The following is a 16982-nucleotide window of genomic DNA, read 5'->3' on the forward strand; positions in this document are numbered from 1 at the left end:
AAACGGGCCGGCGAAGGCATCTGCGATGGTATGATTAGCCCCAATTCTCGGGCCCGAGGGGTATTTTGAGGTGCTGGCGTCACGCCGCGCCGGCTCCCGCGCAGCCCGGCTTTCTGAACAGTGCAATAGCCCCGATACCAGGCCGACCCGGTTCCGATACCGGAGTGGCCGATACCACACGAGAAACCGTGCGACTATCCTCGATCAAGCTGGCGGGCTTCAAGTCATTTGTCGATCCCACCAATTTTCAAGTGCCCGGCCAACTGGTCGGCATCGTAGGTCCCAACGGCTGCGGCAAATCGAACATCATCGATGCGGTGCGCTGGGTGCTGGGCGAGTCACGTGCGTCAGAGCTGCGTGGCGAATCCATGCAGGACGTCATCTTCAACGGCTCCACCGCGCGCAAGCAGGCCGGCCGGGCGAGTGTCGAACTGGTGTTCGACAATGCCGAGGGCCGCGCCGCCGGCCAGTGGAGCCAGTACGCCGAAGTCGCGGTAAAGCGCGTGCTGACCCGCGACGGCACTTCGTCCTACTACATCAACAACCAGCCGGTGCGCCGGCGCGACATCCAGGACATCTTCCTGGGCACGGGCCTGGGCCCGCGCGCCTACGCCATCATCGGGCAGGGCATGATCTCGCGCATCATCGAGGCCAAGCCCGATGACATGCGCATCTTCCTGGAAGAAGCCGCGGGCGTGTCCAAGTACAAGGAACGCCGCCGCGAAACCGAAAACCGCCTGTCCGACACGCGCGAGAACCTGACCCGCGTGGAGGACATCCTGCGCGAACTCGGCAGCAACCTCGAAAAACTGGAAGGCCAGGCCGAGGTGGCGCAACGCTTCAAGACGCTGCATGCCGACGGCGAAGAAAAGCAGCACCTGCTGTGGCTGCTGCGCAAGCGCGAGGCCCAGCAAGAGCAGGAACGCCACCAGCGCGCCATCGAGCAGGCCCAGATCGACCTGGAAGCGCAGACCGCGCAGCTGCGCCATGTCGAAGCCGAGCTCGAAACCATGCGCGCCGCGCATTACGCGGCGTCCGATGGCATGCACGCCGCGCAGGGCGCGCTGTATGAGGCCAACGCCGAAGTTAGCAAGCTCGAAGCCGAGATCCGCTACGTGGTGGAATCGCGCAATCGCGTGCAGGCCCAGATCGCCGCGCTGACCGGGCAGCGCGAGCAGTGGCAGGGCAAGGCCGAACAGGCCACCGACGAGCTGGCGCAGGCCGAAGAAAACCTGGCCGTGGCCGAAGGCCGCACGGTCGAGGCGCAGGAAGCCGTCGCCCACAAGAACGACGAACTGCCGACGCTGGAAGGGCAATGGCGCGACGCCCAGCAACTGCTCAACGAGCAGCGCGCCGGCATCATGCAGGCCGAGCAGGCCCTGAAGCTCGAAGCCGCGCAGCAGCGCAGCGCCGACCAGATGCTGCAGCAGCTGGAACAGCGCCGCGAACGCCTGTCGGCGGAAGAAAAGGGCCTGGACCGTCCCGACGAGACCCGCCTGGAGCAGGCCCGCGCCGAGCTGGCCGAGCAGGAAGCGCTGGTCGAGGAAGCCCAGGCCGTGCTGGCCGACGCCGAAGAGAGCGTGCCGCGCCTGGACGAAGCGCGCCGCGCCGCGCAGGCGCGCGTGCACAGCGAAGCCTCCGCAATCGCCACGCTGGAGGCGCGCTTGTCGGCGCTGCGCCAGCTGCAGGAGAACGTGCAGACCGACGGCAAGGTGCAGCCGTGGCTGGCCAGGCATGAGCTGGCCGAGCTGCCCCGCCTGTGGAAGAAGGTCCATATCGAGCCGGGCTGGGAAAACGCGCTCGAATCCGTGCTGCGCGAGAAGCTGGCCGCGCTGGAAGTGTCGAACCTGGACTGGGTCAAGGCCTTCCTGTCCGACGCGCCGCCGGCCAAGCTGGCGTTTTACTCGCCGCCGGCCGCCGCCCGTCCGCTGGAAACGCCTGCCGGCCTGCGCCCGCTGATGTCGCTGGTCCAGATCACTGAGCCGGGCATCCGCGCCGTGATGCAGGACTGGCTGGCCGATATCTATGTCGCCACCGACATGGCGCAGGCGCTGGCCGCACGCAACACGCTGCCTGACGGCGCGTCGTTCGTCGTGGCCGAGGGCCACCTGGTGGGCCGCAACGCCATCCAGATCTACGCCGCCGATTCCGAGCAGGCCGGCATGCTGGCGCGCGAGCAGGAGATCGAAAATCTGCAGAAGCAGGCGCGCGCGCAGCTGCTGCTGTCCGACGAAGCCAAGACCCAGGCGGTGCGTGCCGAAGCGGCCTACACCCAGGCCAGCCAGGGGCTCGGCGATGCCCGCGCGCGCGCCGAGCAGGCTACCCGCCGCGTGCACGCGTTGCAGATGGACGTGCTCAAGCTGTCGCAGGCGATGGAGCGCTACTCCGCCCGCAGCGGCCAGATCCGCGAGGAGCTGGACGAAATCCACGCGCAGATCGAGGAACAACGCGCCATCCGGGCCGAATCCGAAGCCAGCTTCGAGCAGCATGACGCCGCGCTGGCAGAGATGCAGGCCACTCACGAAGACCAGCAAATGGCCTTCGAGGCGCTGGACAGCAAGCTCTCGGGCGCGCGCCACCAGCTGCGTGATTTCGAGCGCGCCGCACAGGAAGCCCTCTTTGCCGAGCGCAACCTGGCCAGCCGCATCGACGAGCTGCGCCGCAATATCCAGGTGGCCGCCGACCAGGCCGAACGCATCGCCGAATCGCTGGAAAACGCCCGCGCCGAGCTGGAGACCATCAACGAGCAGACCGCGCATACCGGCCTGCAGGAAGCGCTGGAGCGCCGCGCCGAGAAGGAAGAAAAGCTCACCATCGCGCGCACCGAACTCGATGCGCTGTCGGCGCAATTGCGCCAGCACGACGAGCAGCGCCTGGCCGCCGAGCGCAGCCTGCAGCCGCTGCGCGACCGCATCACCGAGCTGCAGCTCAAGGAACAGGCCGCGCGCCTGAACCAGGAGCAGTTCAGCGAGCAGCTGACCGCGGCCGAAGTGGACGAGGCCGCGCTGGCCGACAAGCTGACCGGCGATCTGAAGCCGTCATACCTGCAGGGCGAAGTCACGCGCATCAACAACGCCATCAACGCGCTGGGCCCGGTCAACATGGCCGCGCTCGATGAACTGGCGGCGGCGCGCGAACGCAAGACCTTCCTCGATGCGCAGTCGGCCGACCTGAACGACGCCATCAATACGCTGGAAGACGCGATCGCCAAAATCGACCAGGAAACCCGCGCGCTGCTGCAGGGCACCTTCGACCAGGTCAACCATCATTTCGGCGAGCTGTTCCCGTCGCTGTTCGGCGGCGGCCAGGCGCGCCTGATCATGACCGGCGAGGAAATCCTCGACGCCGGCGTGCAGGTGATGGCGCAGCCCCCGGGCAAGAAGAACTCGACCATCCACCTGCTGTCGGGCGGCGAGAAGGCGCTGACCGCGATTGCGCTGGTGTTTGCCATGTTCCAGCTCAACCCGGCACCGTTCTGCCTGCTGGACGAGGTGGACGCGCCGCTGGACGACGCCAACACCGAACGCTACGCCAATATGGTGGCGCGCATGTCGGACAAGACTCAATTCGTTTTCATCTCACATAACAAGATTGCCATGGAAATGGCTCATCAACTCATTGGCGTGACCATGCAGGAGCAGGGCGTTTCGCGTATCGTGGCCGTGGATATGGACGCGGCGGTTTCGATGGCGGAGGCAGCATGAAACTGAACATGGACCTGCAGACCGCGCTGATCGTCGCGGGCCTGGTTTTCGTGGTACTGGTGTTCGGCTACAACCAGTGGCAGATCCGCAAGGCGCGCCGCCCGCGCGAGCTCAGCCCCGAAGACGACCTGCCGCCGATGCGCGAGCCGGTGGTCGGGCAGGGCACCGCGCCGGAAACCGCCGCGCGCCTGCACGAAGCCGCTGCCGAACAGGCACCGCGGCGTGAGCCGACGCTATCTCCGGCGCAGGCCACGGCCGGTGCCGCGGTGGCGACGGACAGCAACCATGCGGCTGCCGCCGCTGCGGCCGCCGCAAGCACCGCGGACGCCGACGAAGTCGTCGCCGAGGAAGTGTCCGTCGCGACCGCCGCGACGCATGCCGAGGCCGCCGAGGACGAGGCTGAAGCCAAAGCCGAGGCCACTCCGGCCCCGGTTCCCGCACCTGCACCCGCCCCAGCTCCGGTGGCCGCCGTGCCCGATGGCCAGCCCACGCCTGCCTTGATCGATCCGCTGATCGACTGCATCGTGCCCCTGCACCTGGAGCGCAAGGCCTCCGGTGACCGCATCCTGCCGCTGACCGGCCGGCTGCGCCGCGCCGGCACCAAGCAGGTCCATATCGAGGGCCTGCGCACCGAAGCCAATGCATGGGAGCCGGTCACCGCCGGCCACCAGTACGAAGACCTGCAGGTCGGCGTGCAGCTGGCCAACCGCGGCGGCCCGCTCAACGCGCTGGAATTTTCGGAGTTCATCACCGCGGTGGAGTCGCTGGCCGAGTCGCTCGACGCTTCGGCCGACCTGCCGGACATGAGCGAGACCGTCGCCAATGCGCGCGAGCTCGACGGCTTTGCCGCCGGCTGCGACGTGCAGCTGGGCGTCAACGTGATCTCGGATGGCGCGCCGTGGTCGGCGGCGTACGTGCAGAACGTTGCCACGCAGGACGGGCTGGTGCTGTCGCGCGACGGCACGCGTTTTATCCGCTACCAGGCCAATGCCGAGGGCGTGCAGCGTCCGCTGTTCACGCTGCAGTTCGGCGACACCAACTTCCTGCGCGACGACCTGACCGTCAAGGCCGGCCGCCAGATCACGCTGCTGCTCGACGTGCCGGTGGCCGACCAGGCCGCCAGGCCGTTCAAGACCGTGTGCGAATACGGTCACACGCTGGCCCAGCGCATGGGCGCGCAGCTGGTCGACGACAATTGCGGCCGCTGACCGAGGCCTCGTTCGTCGCGATCTTCAGCCAGCTTGAAACGCTGTACAACAAGCTGGAAGCGCGCGGCATGCCGGCCGGTTCGTTGGTGGCGCAGCGCCTGTTCAGTATCTAGCCGGAGCCTGCCATGACCGCAACACACCGCGGCGCGCAGGCAGATGCCTCCGCGCCCGCCGGCCCCTTGCCGCCCGAAGCCGCCGCCAAGCGCGTGGCCTGGCTGCGCGACGAGCTGGATCGCCACAACTACCAGTACTACGTGCTGGACGCGCCTACCATTCCCGACGCCGAGTACGACGCGCTGTTCAGCGAGCTGCAGGCGCTGGAGCTGGAGCATCCCGAACTGCAGACGCCGGACTCGCCCACCCAGCGCGTGGGCGGCGAGCCGCTGTCGGCCTTCGATTCGGTGCGCCACCGCGTGCCGATGCTGTCGCTCAACAACGGCTTCGCCGACGACGACGTGCTGAACTTCGACCGCCGCTGCGCGCAGGGCCTGGGCCGCACCGCGCCCGCAGCCGGCGAGCAGGACCTGTTCAGCGCGGCCGATGCGGTCGAGTACGCCTGCGAGCTGAAGTTCGACGGCCTGGCCATGTCGCTGCGCTATGAGGACGGCAGGCTGGTGCAGGCCGCCACCCGCGGCGACGGCGAGACCGGCGAAGATGTCACGGTCAACGTGCGCACCATCAAGGCGATCCCGCTGAAGCTGCGCGGCCAGGCTCCCGCCGTGCTTGAAGTGCGGGGCGAAGTCTTCATGTACCGCGGCGACTTCGACAAGCTCAACGAACGCCAGGCCGAGGCCGGCGAGAAGACCTTCGTCAACCCGCGCAACGCCGCCGCGGGCAGCCTGCGCCAGCTCGATCCGCGCATCACCGCCAAGCGGCCGCTGTCGTTCTTCGCCTACGGCCTGGGCGAGCTGCAGGGCGTGGACCGTCCGCCCACCCACAGCGCCATGCTCGACGGCTTTGCCGCGCTGGGTCTGCCAGTGTGCAAGGACCGGGCGGTGGTGAAGGGCGCGCAGGGCCTGCTGGATTTCTACCGCGATATCGGCCAGCGCCGCGACGCGCTGCCGTATGACATCGACGGCGTGGTCTACAAGGTCAACGCACTGGCCGAACAGGAGCGCCTGGGCTTTGTCTCGCGCGCGCCGCGTTTTGCGCTGGCGCACAAGTTCCCGGCGCAGGAAATGACCACCATCGTCGAGGACATCGAAGTGCAGGTCGGCCGCACCGGCGCGATCACGCCGGTGGCGCGGCTCAAGCCGGTGTTTGTCGGCGGCGTCACGGTGACCAACGCCACGCTGCACAACGAGGACGAGATCCGCCGCAAGGACGTGCATATCGGCGACACCGTGATCGTGCGCCGCGCCGGCGACGTGATCCCGGAGGTGGTCGCCGTGGTGACCGAACGCCGCCCCGACGATGCGCGCGCGTTCGTGATGCCGACTGCCTGCCCGGTCTGCGGCTCGCATATCGAAAAGCTGGAAGACGAAGCCATCGCCCGCTGCACCGGCGGCCTGATCTGCGCCGCGCAGCGCAAGCAGGCGCTGCTGCACTTCGCGCAGCGGCGCGCCATGGATATCGAAGGCCTGGGCGACAAGCTGGTCGAGCAACTGGTCGACCAGGGCATCGTGCGCACGCCGGCGGATCTGTTCAAGCTGGGCGTGGCCAAGCTGGCCGCGCTGGAGCGCATGGCCGACAAGTCGGCGGCCAACCTGGTGGCGGCGATCGACGCGTCGCGCGAGACCACCATGAACCGCTTTATCTTCGCGCTGGGCATCCGCCATGTGGGCGAAGCCACCGCCAAGGACCTGGCCAGGCATTTCGGCAAGCTCGATGCGCTGATGGCAGCCGACGAAGCCGCGCTGCTGGAGGTGAACGACGTCGGCCCGGTGGTGGCGCAGTCGATCGCGCACTTCTTTGCCGAGCCGCACAACGTCGAGGTCATCGAACAACTGCGCGCCGCAGGCGTACACTGGACGGAAAGCGAGCCGGTGGCCAAGGCCCCGGCGCCACTGTCGGGCAAGACCTTCGTGCTGACCGGCACGCTGCCCACCATGTCGCGCGAGGACGCCAAGGAACTGCTGGAAGCCGCCGGCGCCAAGGTGGCGGGTTCGGTATCGAAGAAGACCGACTACGTGGTCGCGGGCGCCGAGGCAGGCAGCAAGCTCGACAAGGCCGAGGCGCTGGGCGTGCCGGTGCTGGACGAGGCCGGCATGCTGGCGCTGCTGGCAGAGGCCGGCGCCGCGCCGGCACAGGAATAACCGGGGAAACAACCATGATCCGCGAGATTCTCAAGATGGGCGATCCGCGCCTGCTGCAGGTGGCGCGGCCGGTGGAGCGCTTCAATACGCCGGAGCTGCGCACGCTGATCGAAGACATGTTCGACACCATGGACCACGCCAACGGCGCGGGCCTGGCCGCGCCGCAGATCGGCGTGGACCTGCAGGTGGTGATCTTCGGCTTCGACCGCAACCCGCGCTACCCGGACGCGCCGACCGTGCCCAAGACAGTGCTGATCAATCCGGTGCTGGAAATGGAGTCCGACGAGATGGAGGACGGCTGGGAGGGCTGCCTGTCCGTCCCCGGCCTGCGCGGCGTGGTGCCGCGCCACCTGCGGCTGAAGTACAGCGGCCATGACCTGATGGGCAACCGCATCGAGCGCGTGGCCGAGGGCTTCCATGCGCGTGTGGTGCAGCATGAGTGCGACCACCTGCAGGGGATCCTCTATCCGATGCGGATCAAGGACTTCAGGCAGTTTGGGTTTACGGAGGTGTTGTTTCCGGATCTGCCGCCGAATAACGACGATTGAAGAGCTGTGCGGCGCGGTATCGAACCCGCGCAAGGCGCAAAAAAACCGGTCCCCAGGACCGGTTTTTTTGTGTCGGCGAATTCCGGAATCAGAACTTCTCAAACTGCCCCAGGAACCGCCACTTGCCCGGCGGCAGGTCCCCCAGCACCACGCGTCCCATGCGCACGCGCTTGAGGCCGACCACCTGCAGCCCGACCTGCTCGCACATCCGACGGATCTGGCGCTTGCGGCCTTCGCGCAGCACGAAGCGCAGCTGCTCCTCGTTCTGCCAGCTCACCTTGGCCGGCTTGAGGGGAACGCCATCCAGCGACAGCCCGTGGCGCAGCAGCTCGAGATCATCGGCCGGGAATTCCGCGCTGATATTGCGCTCGACCACGCCCTGCGGCGAGTGCCAGATCACGCGCACCAGGTATTCCTTCTCGACGGTCGAATCCTCGCCGATCAGCGCGCGCGCGACGCGGCCGTCCTGCGTCAGCACTAGCAGGCCGGTTGAGTCGATATCAAGGCGGCCGGCGGGTGCCAGGCTCTTGCGTTGCCACGGGGCAAAGCGCTTGCGCGTGGGATCGCCTTCCCACTGGTTCTCGGGGGTGAACAGCACCGCGGCCGGCTCGTAGCCGTCTTCGGCCTGGCCGGAGACGTAGCCCACCGGCTTGTTCAGCAGCACCGTGACACGCTCGCCTTGTTCGGAGCGCGCTTCCTGCATGATCTCGATCTCGGCGTCGGGGCGGATGCGGCTGCCCAGTTCGGTCACGGGCTTGCCGTCGACCAGCACCCAGCCGTGCGGGATCCATTCGTCGGCTTCGCGGCGCGAGCACAGGCCCAGTTCGGACATGCGCTTGGACAGGCGCACCAGGCCATCGTCGTGGCTGGACTCGGCGCGGGCGGGCTTTTCCTGGCGCGCGGCCGGTGCCTGCTGGCGTGCCGGGCCTGCGGTGCGGATGCGGTCGGCGGTGTCGCTGAAGCGGCGTGCCGGCGCGGTGCCTTCACGGCGGCGCTCGCCCGACGGCGCGGGGCGCGGGCGCTGGTCGTCATCGCCATAACGGCGCGGACGCGAGTCGGCGCCTTCGAAGCGGCGGGGACGGTTCTCGTCGTCGCCATAGCGGCGCGGGCGCGAGTCGGCGCCTTCGAAGCGGCGAGGGCGGTTCTCGTCATCGCCAACGCGGCGCGGACGCGATTCGGCGCCTTCGAAACGGCGGGGGCGGTTGTTGTCCTCGCCAGCACGGCGCGGCGGACGCGAATCACCGCCCTCGAAGCGGCGCGGCGGGCGCGCTTCGCCGCCTTCGAAACGGCGCGGACGTGCCTCGCCGCGATCGTCGCCCGTGCGGCGCGGGCGGTTGTCGTCGTCGCCAAAACGGCGCGGCGGACGCGAATCGCCGCCCTCGAAACGGCGCGGACGTGCCTCGCCCCGGTCATCGCCAGTGCGGCGCGGGCGGTTGTCGTCGTCGCCGAAGCGGCGCGGCGGGCGCGCCTCGCCGCCTTCGAAGCGGCGCGGACGTGCCTCGCCCCGGTCATCGCCATAACGGCGGGGACGGCTTTCGTCATCGCCGAAGCGGCGCGGACGCGCCTCGCCGCCTTCCGGGCGGCGCGGGCGTGCCTGGCGTTCGCCGTCAGCGGGACGCGGCGCGCGGGCCTGCGCTTCGCCCTGGGCCGGACGGCCGCCGGTCTTGCCGCCGGCGCGCTCCTGGGCGCGCTTGATGCCTTCGGAGACGGCTTGCACGCGCTTGCGGTTCAGGTCGGACACGCGCACGGGGCGGGTACCGGTCTTGCGCGCGGCCGTGCCGGTGTCGCTGGCGGCCTTGATACCTAGCGTCTTGCGCTTCGGCGAATTGCTGTCGGTCATATGTTGATGCTGCCCGCCCGCCTCAGATGGCGAGGGCGGCGAGCAAGTCCTGTTCAAGCTGAATCTGCAATCGGTTGTCGGCAGCCAGGCGGCTGCCGTCGACCAGGAACACGTCTTCGACGCGTTCGCCCAGGGTGTTGATGCGTGCCGTGTGGACGGATACGCGATGCCGTGCCAGTACGCGGGCGATGGCGTACAGCAGGCCGGTGCGGTCGTTGGCGGACAGCGACAGCAGGTAATACTGGCCGCGCTCGTCGGGGCGCAGGTCCACGCGCGGCTTGATCGGGAAGCTGCGCGACTGGCGCGACAGCCGCCCCTGCGTGGGTTCGGGCAGTGCGCCTTGCAGGCGCAGCCGCTCGCACAGTTCGTGCTCGACCAGCGCGATGATGTCGCGGTAGCTGCCGCCGTCGCCGGCCATGCCGGGGTCGGTGACCTGGAACGTGTCCAGCGCGTAGCCGTGGCGCGTGGTGTGGATCTTGGCGTCCTGGATCGAGAATGCCTTGCGCTCGAAGTAGCCGCAGATGCGCGCGAACAGGTCGGGCTGGTCCTTGACGTAGACCGCCACCTGCAGGCCTTCGCCGGCGGGGGAGACGCGTGCCTTGACCACCGGCGTGGGGCTGTCCACCTTGTTGTACAGGTGGCGCGTGAGCCAGGCGATATCGTGCGAATCGTGGCGCAGGAAGAAAGCCACGTCGAGCTGCGCCCACAGGGACTTGCCCAGCGCCGGGTCGAAGGCCTTCAGGCGCAGCTCGGAGATGGTGTCTTCCTTGCGCTGCGACCACAGCGAATGCGAATCCACGCGCGCGCCGCCGAGCACGCGCAGCGTGATGTGGTACAGGTCTTCCAGCAGCTTGCCCTTCCACGCGTTCCATACCTTGGGACTGGTGCCGCGGATGTCGGCCACGGTCAGCAGGTAGAGCGCGGTCAGGTAGCGTTCGCTGCCGACCACGCGGGCAAAGGCGTGGATCACATCGGGATCGGTCAGGTCCTGCTTCTGCGCCACGTGGCTCATGGTCAGGTGGTGCTCGACCAGCCAGCAGACCAGGTCGGCGTCTTCGCGCGCAATGCCGTGCTGCTTGCAGAAGCGGCGCGCATCCACGGTGCCAAGCTTCGAGTGGTCGCCGCCGCGGCCCTTGGCGATGTCGTGGAACAGCGCTGCCACCCACAGCACCCACGGCTTGTCGAAGCTGGCCATCAGCTGGCTGCAGAACGGGAACTCGTGGGTGTGCTCGACGATGGCGAAGCGGCGCATGTTGCGCACCACCATCAGGATGTGCTGGTCCACGGTGTAGACGTGGAACAGGTCGTGCTGCATCTGGCCGACGATGCGCCGGAAGTTGATCAGGTAGCGGCCCAGCACGCTGGTCTGGTTCATCAGGCGCAGCGCGTGGGTGATGCCCTGCGGCTCCTGCATGATGGCCAGGAACAGGCGGCGGTTTTCCGGATCGTTGCGCCAGCCCGCATTCATCACGGTGCGCGCGTTGTACAGCCCGCGCAGCGTGCGCGGCGACAGGCCTTTCACGCCGGGCGTGCGCTGGTACAGCAGGAAGGTTTCCAGGATCGCGTGCGGGTCGCGTTCATAGATGTCGTCGCTGGTGATTTCCAGCATGCCCTGGCGCTCGACAAAGCGCTCGTTGAGCACGCGCGTCACCTGAGACTCGCTCGGGAACAGCATCGCCTCGATGTTCAGCAGCAGCACGCTGTTGAGCTGCGTGACTGCCTTGGCCGCCCAGTAGTAGCGGCGCATCAGTTGTTCGCTGGCGCGCTTGCTGGTGGTCTGGCGATAGCCGAAGGACTCCGCCAGCGCGGTCTGCAGGTCGAATACCAGCACGTCCTGGCGCCGGCCGGCCACCAGGTGCAGGCGCGCGCGGATGGTCTTGAGCAGGCGCTCGTTGCGCGCGAGCTCCTGCGCTTCGCGCTGCGTCAGCAGGCCGCGCTCGAAAAGTTCTTTCCAGCTGTCGCCCAGGCCCGCCGCCTTGGTCATCCACAGGATCACCTGCAGATCGCGCAGGCCGCCGGGGCTTTCCTTGCAGTTGGGCTCGAGCGAGTAGGGCGTGTCCTGGTACTTGGCGTGGCGCTGGCGCATTTCCAGCAGCTTGGCCTGGAAGAACGCGGCCGGGTCCAGGTCGGCGAGGTAGCGCGTACGCATCGACTCGAACAGCTTGCGGCTGCCGGTCAGCAGCCGCGCTTCCAGCAGCGAGGTCTGGATGGTGACGTCCTGGCGCGACTCGCGGATGCAATCGTCCACGGTGCGCACCGAAGAGCCGATCTCCAGCCCGAGGTCCCAGCACAGGCCGATAAAGCGCTCCAGGCGCCCGGTGGTGTCCTGGTCTGGCTCGGCGGGCAGCAACAGCAGCACGTCGACGTCGGAGTAAGGCAGCAGCTCGCCGCGGCCATAGCCGCCCACCGCCACCAGCGCCGCGCCCGCGGGCATCCCCAGGCCGCGCCAGGCTTCCACCAGCCCGGCGTCGACGGCGCGGCGCAGCCGCGTGATCAGCGTGCCGACATTGGCGCTGATGTTGAAGTCGGCAAACAGTGCCTGCTTGTCGGCTTTGAGCTGGTCGCGCACGCGCGCGGCAAGCAGCAGTTCCGGCGTGGTGTCCATGGTGGTGGCGGGCTCGGCGAGCGGATTGGTGGGCACGGCTGGAAAAAGAAAGGCGCCCGGTCAGGCGCCCCTGGCTTCAGTGCGACCTCAGGCCGCGACGGAATCGGTGATAAAGGCCGGCGGCGCCGGGCTCCCGGCCGATACCGTGAGGACCTCGTAGCCGGTCTCCGTGACCAGCACGGTGTGCTCCCACTGCGCCGACAGGCTGCGGTCGCGGGTCTTGACCGTCCACTGGTCGGGCATGGTGCGGATATCGCGCTTGCCGGCGTTGATCATCGGCTCAATGGTGAAGATCATGCCGGCCTTGATCTCGGCGCCGGTGCCCGGGCGGCCGTAGTGCAGGATCTGCGGGTCTTCGTGGAAGTTCTTGCCGATGCCGTGGCCGCAGTACTCGCGCACCACGCTGTAGCCGGCGGCTTCGGCGTGTATCTGGATGGCGTGGCCGATGTCGCCCAGACGGGCGCCGTGGCGAACCTGCGCGATACCCTTCCACATGCATTCATAGGTCACCTGCGACAGGCGCTTGGCCAGGATCGAGCCCTCGCCGACGATGAACATGCGGCTGTTGTCGCCGTAGTACCCTTCCTTGGTGATGACCGTGATGTCCAGGTTGATCGCGTCACCGTTCTTCAGCACGCGGTCGCCCGGAATGCCATGGCAGATCACGTCGTTGACCGAGGTGCAGATCGCGCCGGGGAAGGGCGGATAGCCGGGGGGGGCATAGTTCAGGCACGCCGACACAGTGCCTTGCACTTCACGCATGTAGGCGTGGCACAGGCGGTCGATCTCGCCGGTGGTGATGCCTGGCTGAACGAAGGGCGTGATGTAGTCGAGGACCTCGGACCCAAGGCGGCAAGCCACGCGCATCTGGGCGATGTCTTCGGCGGTGTTCAGGTGAATGCTCATGCTGCGTCGCCAAAAAAGTGATGGCGAGGCCACTGGCCGCGCCGAAATCGAAAGGTCAATGTAGGATTATCGCACCATCGGGGCCAGATCGCAGCCTGTGCGCGCCGGTGCTGGGCGGAGTCCGCAGGGCGCCAGGAAGCCGGGCGGCTTGAGTGGGCCGCACTTTTGTTGCTACAATAGCGGGCTGACTTGGTTGCGGCGCAGCATTGCGTGCGCCAGGCCGGTATTTTGCAGGATTGTTCCTGCTGTCGTTTGAAATCGCTGGCCCGCCTATCCGGGGTGTTCCTTTTCAGGAATGTCGGGGCGGGCTTCAGACCTAACCCTCTGGAGTTTTACATGTCCGTTACCATGCGCGAAATGCTGGAAGCCGGTTGCCACTTCGGCCACCAGACCCGCTTCTGGAACCCGAAGATGGCCCCCTTCATCTTCGGTCATCGCAACAAGATCCACATCATCAACCTCGAAAAGACGTTGCCGATGTTCCAGGACGCAATGAAGTACGTGCGTCAGCTGGCAGCCAATCGCGGCACCATCCTTTTCGTGGGCACCAAGCGCCAGTCGCGCGAAATCCTGGCTGAAGAAGCTGGCCGTGCCGGCATGCCCTACGTCGACGCCCGCTGGCTCGGCGGCATGCTGACCAACTTCAAGACGGTCAAGACCTCGATCAAGCGCCTGAAGGACATGGAAGCCGCCAAGGAAGCCGGCGCGCTGGAAACCATGAGCAAGAAGGAAGCGCTGATGTTCGAGCGCGAGATGCTCAAGCTGGAAAAGTCGATCGGCGGCATCAAGGACATGGGCGGCGTTCCGGACGCGATCTTCGTGGTCGACGTCGGCTACCACAAGATTGCCGTGACCGAAGCCAACAAGCTGGGCGTGCCGGTGATCGGCGTGGTTGATACCAACCACTCGCCGGAAGGCATCGACTACGTGATCCCGGGCAACGACGACTCGAGCAAGGCCGTGGCCCTGTACGTGCGCGGCGTGGCCGACGCGATCCTGGAAGGCCGTGCCAACGCGGTGCAGGAAGTGGTTGAAGCCGCTCGCGGCGGCGACGACGAATTCGTCGAAGTGCAGGAAGGCTGATTGCCCGCCGCCTGATTGCCGGAAAGGAACCCGCTAGCGCGCATCGTCACCGCACGACAGACAAGCAACGCTTGCCGCCCGTCATCACGGGCTGCGCGCAAGGCGAAAGCCGGGGTACGCCGGCAGCCGGGCAAGAAGGGCAATTAAAAGGGGGCACATCTGGCGCCCCCTTTTTTTGAATTTGAATTGTTGTCATCCGCCGCAGGCAGTATCTGCCGCGGGTGTGCTGTAGACCCACCGACCGGGTGCCGCAGGCGACTGCCGGCAGCCGGCGTGAACCATTCAAGGAGTGACAAATGGCGGCAATTACCGCAAGCATGGTTGCAGAACTGCGCGCGAAGACCGACGCGCCGATGATGGAGTGCAAGAAGGCCCTGACCGAGGCCGACGGCGACCTGGACAAGGCCGAAGAGCTGCTGCGCGTCAAGCTGGGCAACAAGGCCAGCAAGGCCGCCTCGCGCGTGACTGCCGAAGGCGTGGTCGCATCGTTCATCGACGGCACCACCGGCGTGCTGGTCGAACTGAACTGCGAGACCGATTTCGTCTCCAAGAATGACGACTTCCTCGCGTTCTCGGCCAAGGTCGCCGAACTGATCGCCAAGCAGAACCCGGCCGACGTGGCCGCCCTGTCGGCGCTGGAAATCGACGGCGTGAGCGTTGAAGCCACCCGCACGGCCCTGATCGGCAAGATCGGCGAGAACCTGACGATCCGCCGCTTTGCCCGCTACGCCAACGGCGGCAAGCTGGTTTCGTACCTGCACGGCACCCGCATCGGCGTGATGGTCGAGTTCGATGGCGACGAAGCCGCCGCCAAGGACGTGGCCATGCACGTGGCCGCCATGAAGCCGGTGTCGCTGTCGGCCGAGCAGGTCCCCGCCGACCTGATCGCCAAGGAGCGCAGCATTGCCGAGCAGAAGGCTGCCGAGTCGGGCAAGCCGGCCGAGATCGTCGCCAAGATGGTCGAGGGTTCGGTGCAGAAGTACCTGAAGGAAGTCTCGCTGTTCAACCAGCCGTTCGTGAAGAACGACAAGCAGACGGTTGAGCAGATGCTGAAGGCCGCCAACACGACCGTGAAGGGCTTCACCCTGTTCGTGGTGGGCGAAGGCATCGAGAAGAAGCAGGACGACTTTGCCGCTGAAGTGGCCGCCCAGGTGGCCGCTGCCCAGAAGGGCTGATGTCCGGGGCGCCGCGGACTGCCCGTTCGGGCTGGTCCGGGCGCCTATAATGCCGCAGGGGCGCCGTAAGGTGCCCCTCTGCATAAGTAGTGCGGCGCGGCGCAGGCCGCGTTGCACCGCAGCAGCCAGTTTCCGTGGTGGTCCGGCAGTCCGGGGCACCCCGAAAACCGGCTTTCTTCCGCCGGCGCCACGAGGATCCGTGCCGCCTGTGCCAAAACATACGTCTCAAGATCGTCTCAACCGAGCGATTTGCTCCTGTCCGAGGGTGAACATGCCAGCCTACAAGCGCGTCCTTCTGAAACTGTCCGGTGAAGCCCTGATGGGCGACGATGCCTTCGGCATCAACCGCTCCACCATCGAGGCGATGGTGAACGACATTGCCGAGATCGTGAAGCTCGGTGTGCAGGTCGCGGTGGTCATCGGCGGCGGCAACATCTTCCGCGGCGTCGCCGGCGGCGCCGCCGGCATGGACCGCGCCACCGCGGACTACATGGGCATGCTGGCCACCATGATGAACGCACTGGCGCTGCAGGACGCGATGCGCCACGCCAATATCGAGGGCCGCGTGCAGTCCGCGCTGCGCATGGACCAGGTGGTCGAGCCCTATATCCGCCCGCGCGCGATCCGCCAGCTGGAAGAGGGCAAGGTGGTGATCTTCGCCGCCGGCACCGGCAACCCGTTCTTCACCACCGACACCGCCGCCGCGCTGCGCGGCTCGGAAATCGGTGCCGAGGTCGTGCTCAAGGCGACCAAGGTGGACGGCGTGTACACCGCCGATCCCAAGAAGGACCCGAGCGCGACGCGCTACACCACCATCAGCTTCGACGAGGCCATCTCGCGCAATCTGCAAGTGATGGACGCCACCGCCTTCGCCCTGTGCCGCGACCAGAAGCTGCCGATCAGGGTGTTCTCGATCGTCAAGCCGGGCGCGCTCAAGCGCATCATCCTGGGCGAGGACGAAGGTACGCTGGTGCACGTCTGAGGCAGGGCGCCAGACGCCGGGCTGCTGGCATCCGGCCGGGCAAAGGGTAGAATGATTCATTTTCGATCCCCGCCAGGGGGATCATGGTTGGCTGATTTCCGGAGGTAAAAATGAGCGTCGCCGACACAAAGAAGAGCGTCGAGCAGAAAATGCAGAAGTCGATCGAAGCCTTCAAGGCCGATCTGGCGAAGATCCGCACTGGCCGTGCCCACACCGGCCTGCTTGACCACGTTCAGGTGGACTACTACGGCTCGATGGTTCCCATCAGCCAGGTCGCGGCAGTCGGCCTGGCCGATGCGCGTACCATCACGGTGCAGCCCTGGGAAAAGAAGATGGTGGGCGCGGTCGAGAAGGCCATCCGCGACTGCGACCTGGGCCTGAACCCGGCCACCATGGGTGAAGTGATCCGCGTGCCGATGCCCGCACTGACCGAAGAGCGCCGCAAGGAGCTGACCAAGGTCGTCAAGGGCGAGGCCGAGGGCGCCAAGGTTGCCGTGCGCAACCTGCGCCGCGATGCCAACGAGCAGTTCAAGAAGCTGGTCAAGGACAAGACCATCTCCGAGGACGACGAGCGCCGCGGCCAGGACGAAGTGCAGAAGCTGACCGACAAGTACGTGGCCGAGATCGACAAGATGGTCGCCGAGAAAGAGAAGGAGATCATGACGGTCTGACCCCG

General features: G+C 67.1%; 10 protein-coding genes and 1 pseudogene. 8 read left to right on the plus strand and 3 right to left on the minus strand.

Going from position 1 to position 16982, the window contains the following annotated elements:
- Positions 1-188: 188 nt before the first annotated feature.
- The 4 genes and pseudogenes from smc to def all read left to right on the plus strand — a co-directional run bounded on the left by smc (position 189) and on the right by def (position 7715).
- The gene (smc, locus tag I6H87_RS15575) at positions 189-3704 is read left to right on the plus strand and encodes a chromosome segregation protein SMC (protein WP_010814175.1); all 3516 of its coding nucleotides are present in this window, start codon (positions 189-191) and stop codon (positions 3702-3704) included.
- Positions 3701-5025, plus strand: a pseudogene (locus I6H87_RS15580) (cell division protein ZipA C-terminal FtsZ-binding domain-containing protein). The gene smc and the pseudogene I6H87_RS15580 overlap by 4 nt, the downstream one beginning before the upstream one ends.
- Before the next feature lie 12 nt (positions 5026-5037).
- A complete protein-coding gene (gene ligA, locus I6H87_RS15585; RefSeq protein WP_010814173.1) occupies positions 5038-7167 on the plus strand; it encodes an NAD-dependent DNA ligase LigA in 2130 nt (709 codons plus the stop codon).
- 14 nt (positions 7168-7181) lie between these two features.
- Complete coding sequence (def, locus tag I6H87_RS15590; protein ID WP_010814172.1) at positions 7182-7715, plus strand: peptide deformylase; 534 nt, start codon at positions 7182-7184, stop codon at positions 7713-7715.
- An 88-nt stretch (positions 7716-7803) separates the two neighbouring features.
- Here def and I6H87_RS15595 read toward each other — a convergent pair whose 3' ends face one another.
- The 3 genes from I6H87_RS15595 to map form a co-directional block, all read right to left on the minus strand.
- Complete coding sequence (locus tag I6H87_RS15595; protein WP_011615473.1) at positions 7804-9555, minus strand: pseudouridine synthase; 1752 nt, start codon at positions 9553-9555, stop codon at positions 7804-7806.
- 22 nt (positions 9556-9577) lie between these two features.
- Entirely contained in the window at positions 9578-12160 is a 2583-nt protein-coding gene (locus tag I6H87_RS15600; RefSeq protein ID WP_011615472.1) for a [protein-PII] uridylyltransferase, read from the minus strand.
- Positions 12161-12247: 87 nt separating this feature from the next.
- Positions 12248-13066, minus strand: coding sequence for a type I methionyl aminopeptidase (map, locus tag I6H87_RS15605; RefSeq protein WP_010809602.1), 819 nt, complete (start codon positions 13064-13066; stop codon positions 12248-12250).
- Between the two features lie 336 nt (positions 13067-13402).
- On the opposite strand from map, the gene rpsB reads away from it, so the two are divergent.
- The 4 genes from rpsB (at position 13403) to frr (ending at position 16977) form a co-directional block, all read left to right on the plus strand.
- Positions 13403-14149: a 30S ribosomal protein S2 gene (gene rpsB, locus I6H87_RS15610; RefSeq protein WP_010809601.1), complete on the plus strand. Its 747-nt coding sequence runs from the start codon at positions 13403-13405 to the stop codon at positions 14147-14149.
- A gap of 296 nt (positions 14150-14445) precedes the next feature.
- Positions 14446-15324: a translation elongation factor Ts gene (gene tsf / locus I6H87_RS15615; protein WP_010809600.1), complete on the plus strand. Its 879-nt coding sequence runs from the start codon at positions 14446-14448 to the stop codon at positions 15322-15324.
- A 271-nt stretch (positions 15325-15595) separates the two neighbouring features.
- Positions 15596-16306, plus strand: coding sequence for a UMP kinase (pyrH, locus tag I6H87_RS15620; RefSeq protein WP_010809599.1), 711 nt, complete (start codon positions 15596-15598; stop codon positions 16304-16306).
- A gap of 110 nt (positions 16307-16416) precedes the next feature.
- The gene (gene frr / locus I6H87_RS15625) at positions 16417-16977 is read left to right on the plus strand and encodes a ribosome recycling factor (protein WP_010809598.1); all 561 of its coding nucleotides are present in this window, start codon (positions 16417-16419) and stop codon (positions 16975-16977) included.
- Positions 16978-16982 lie beyond the last annotated feature (5 nt).

The organism is Cupriavidus necator, assembly GCF_016127575.1.
In the GTDB taxonomy this organism is placed as follows: Bacteria; Pseudomonadota; Gammaproteobacteria; order Burkholderiales; family Burkholderiaceae; genus Cupriavidus; species Cupriavidus necator_D.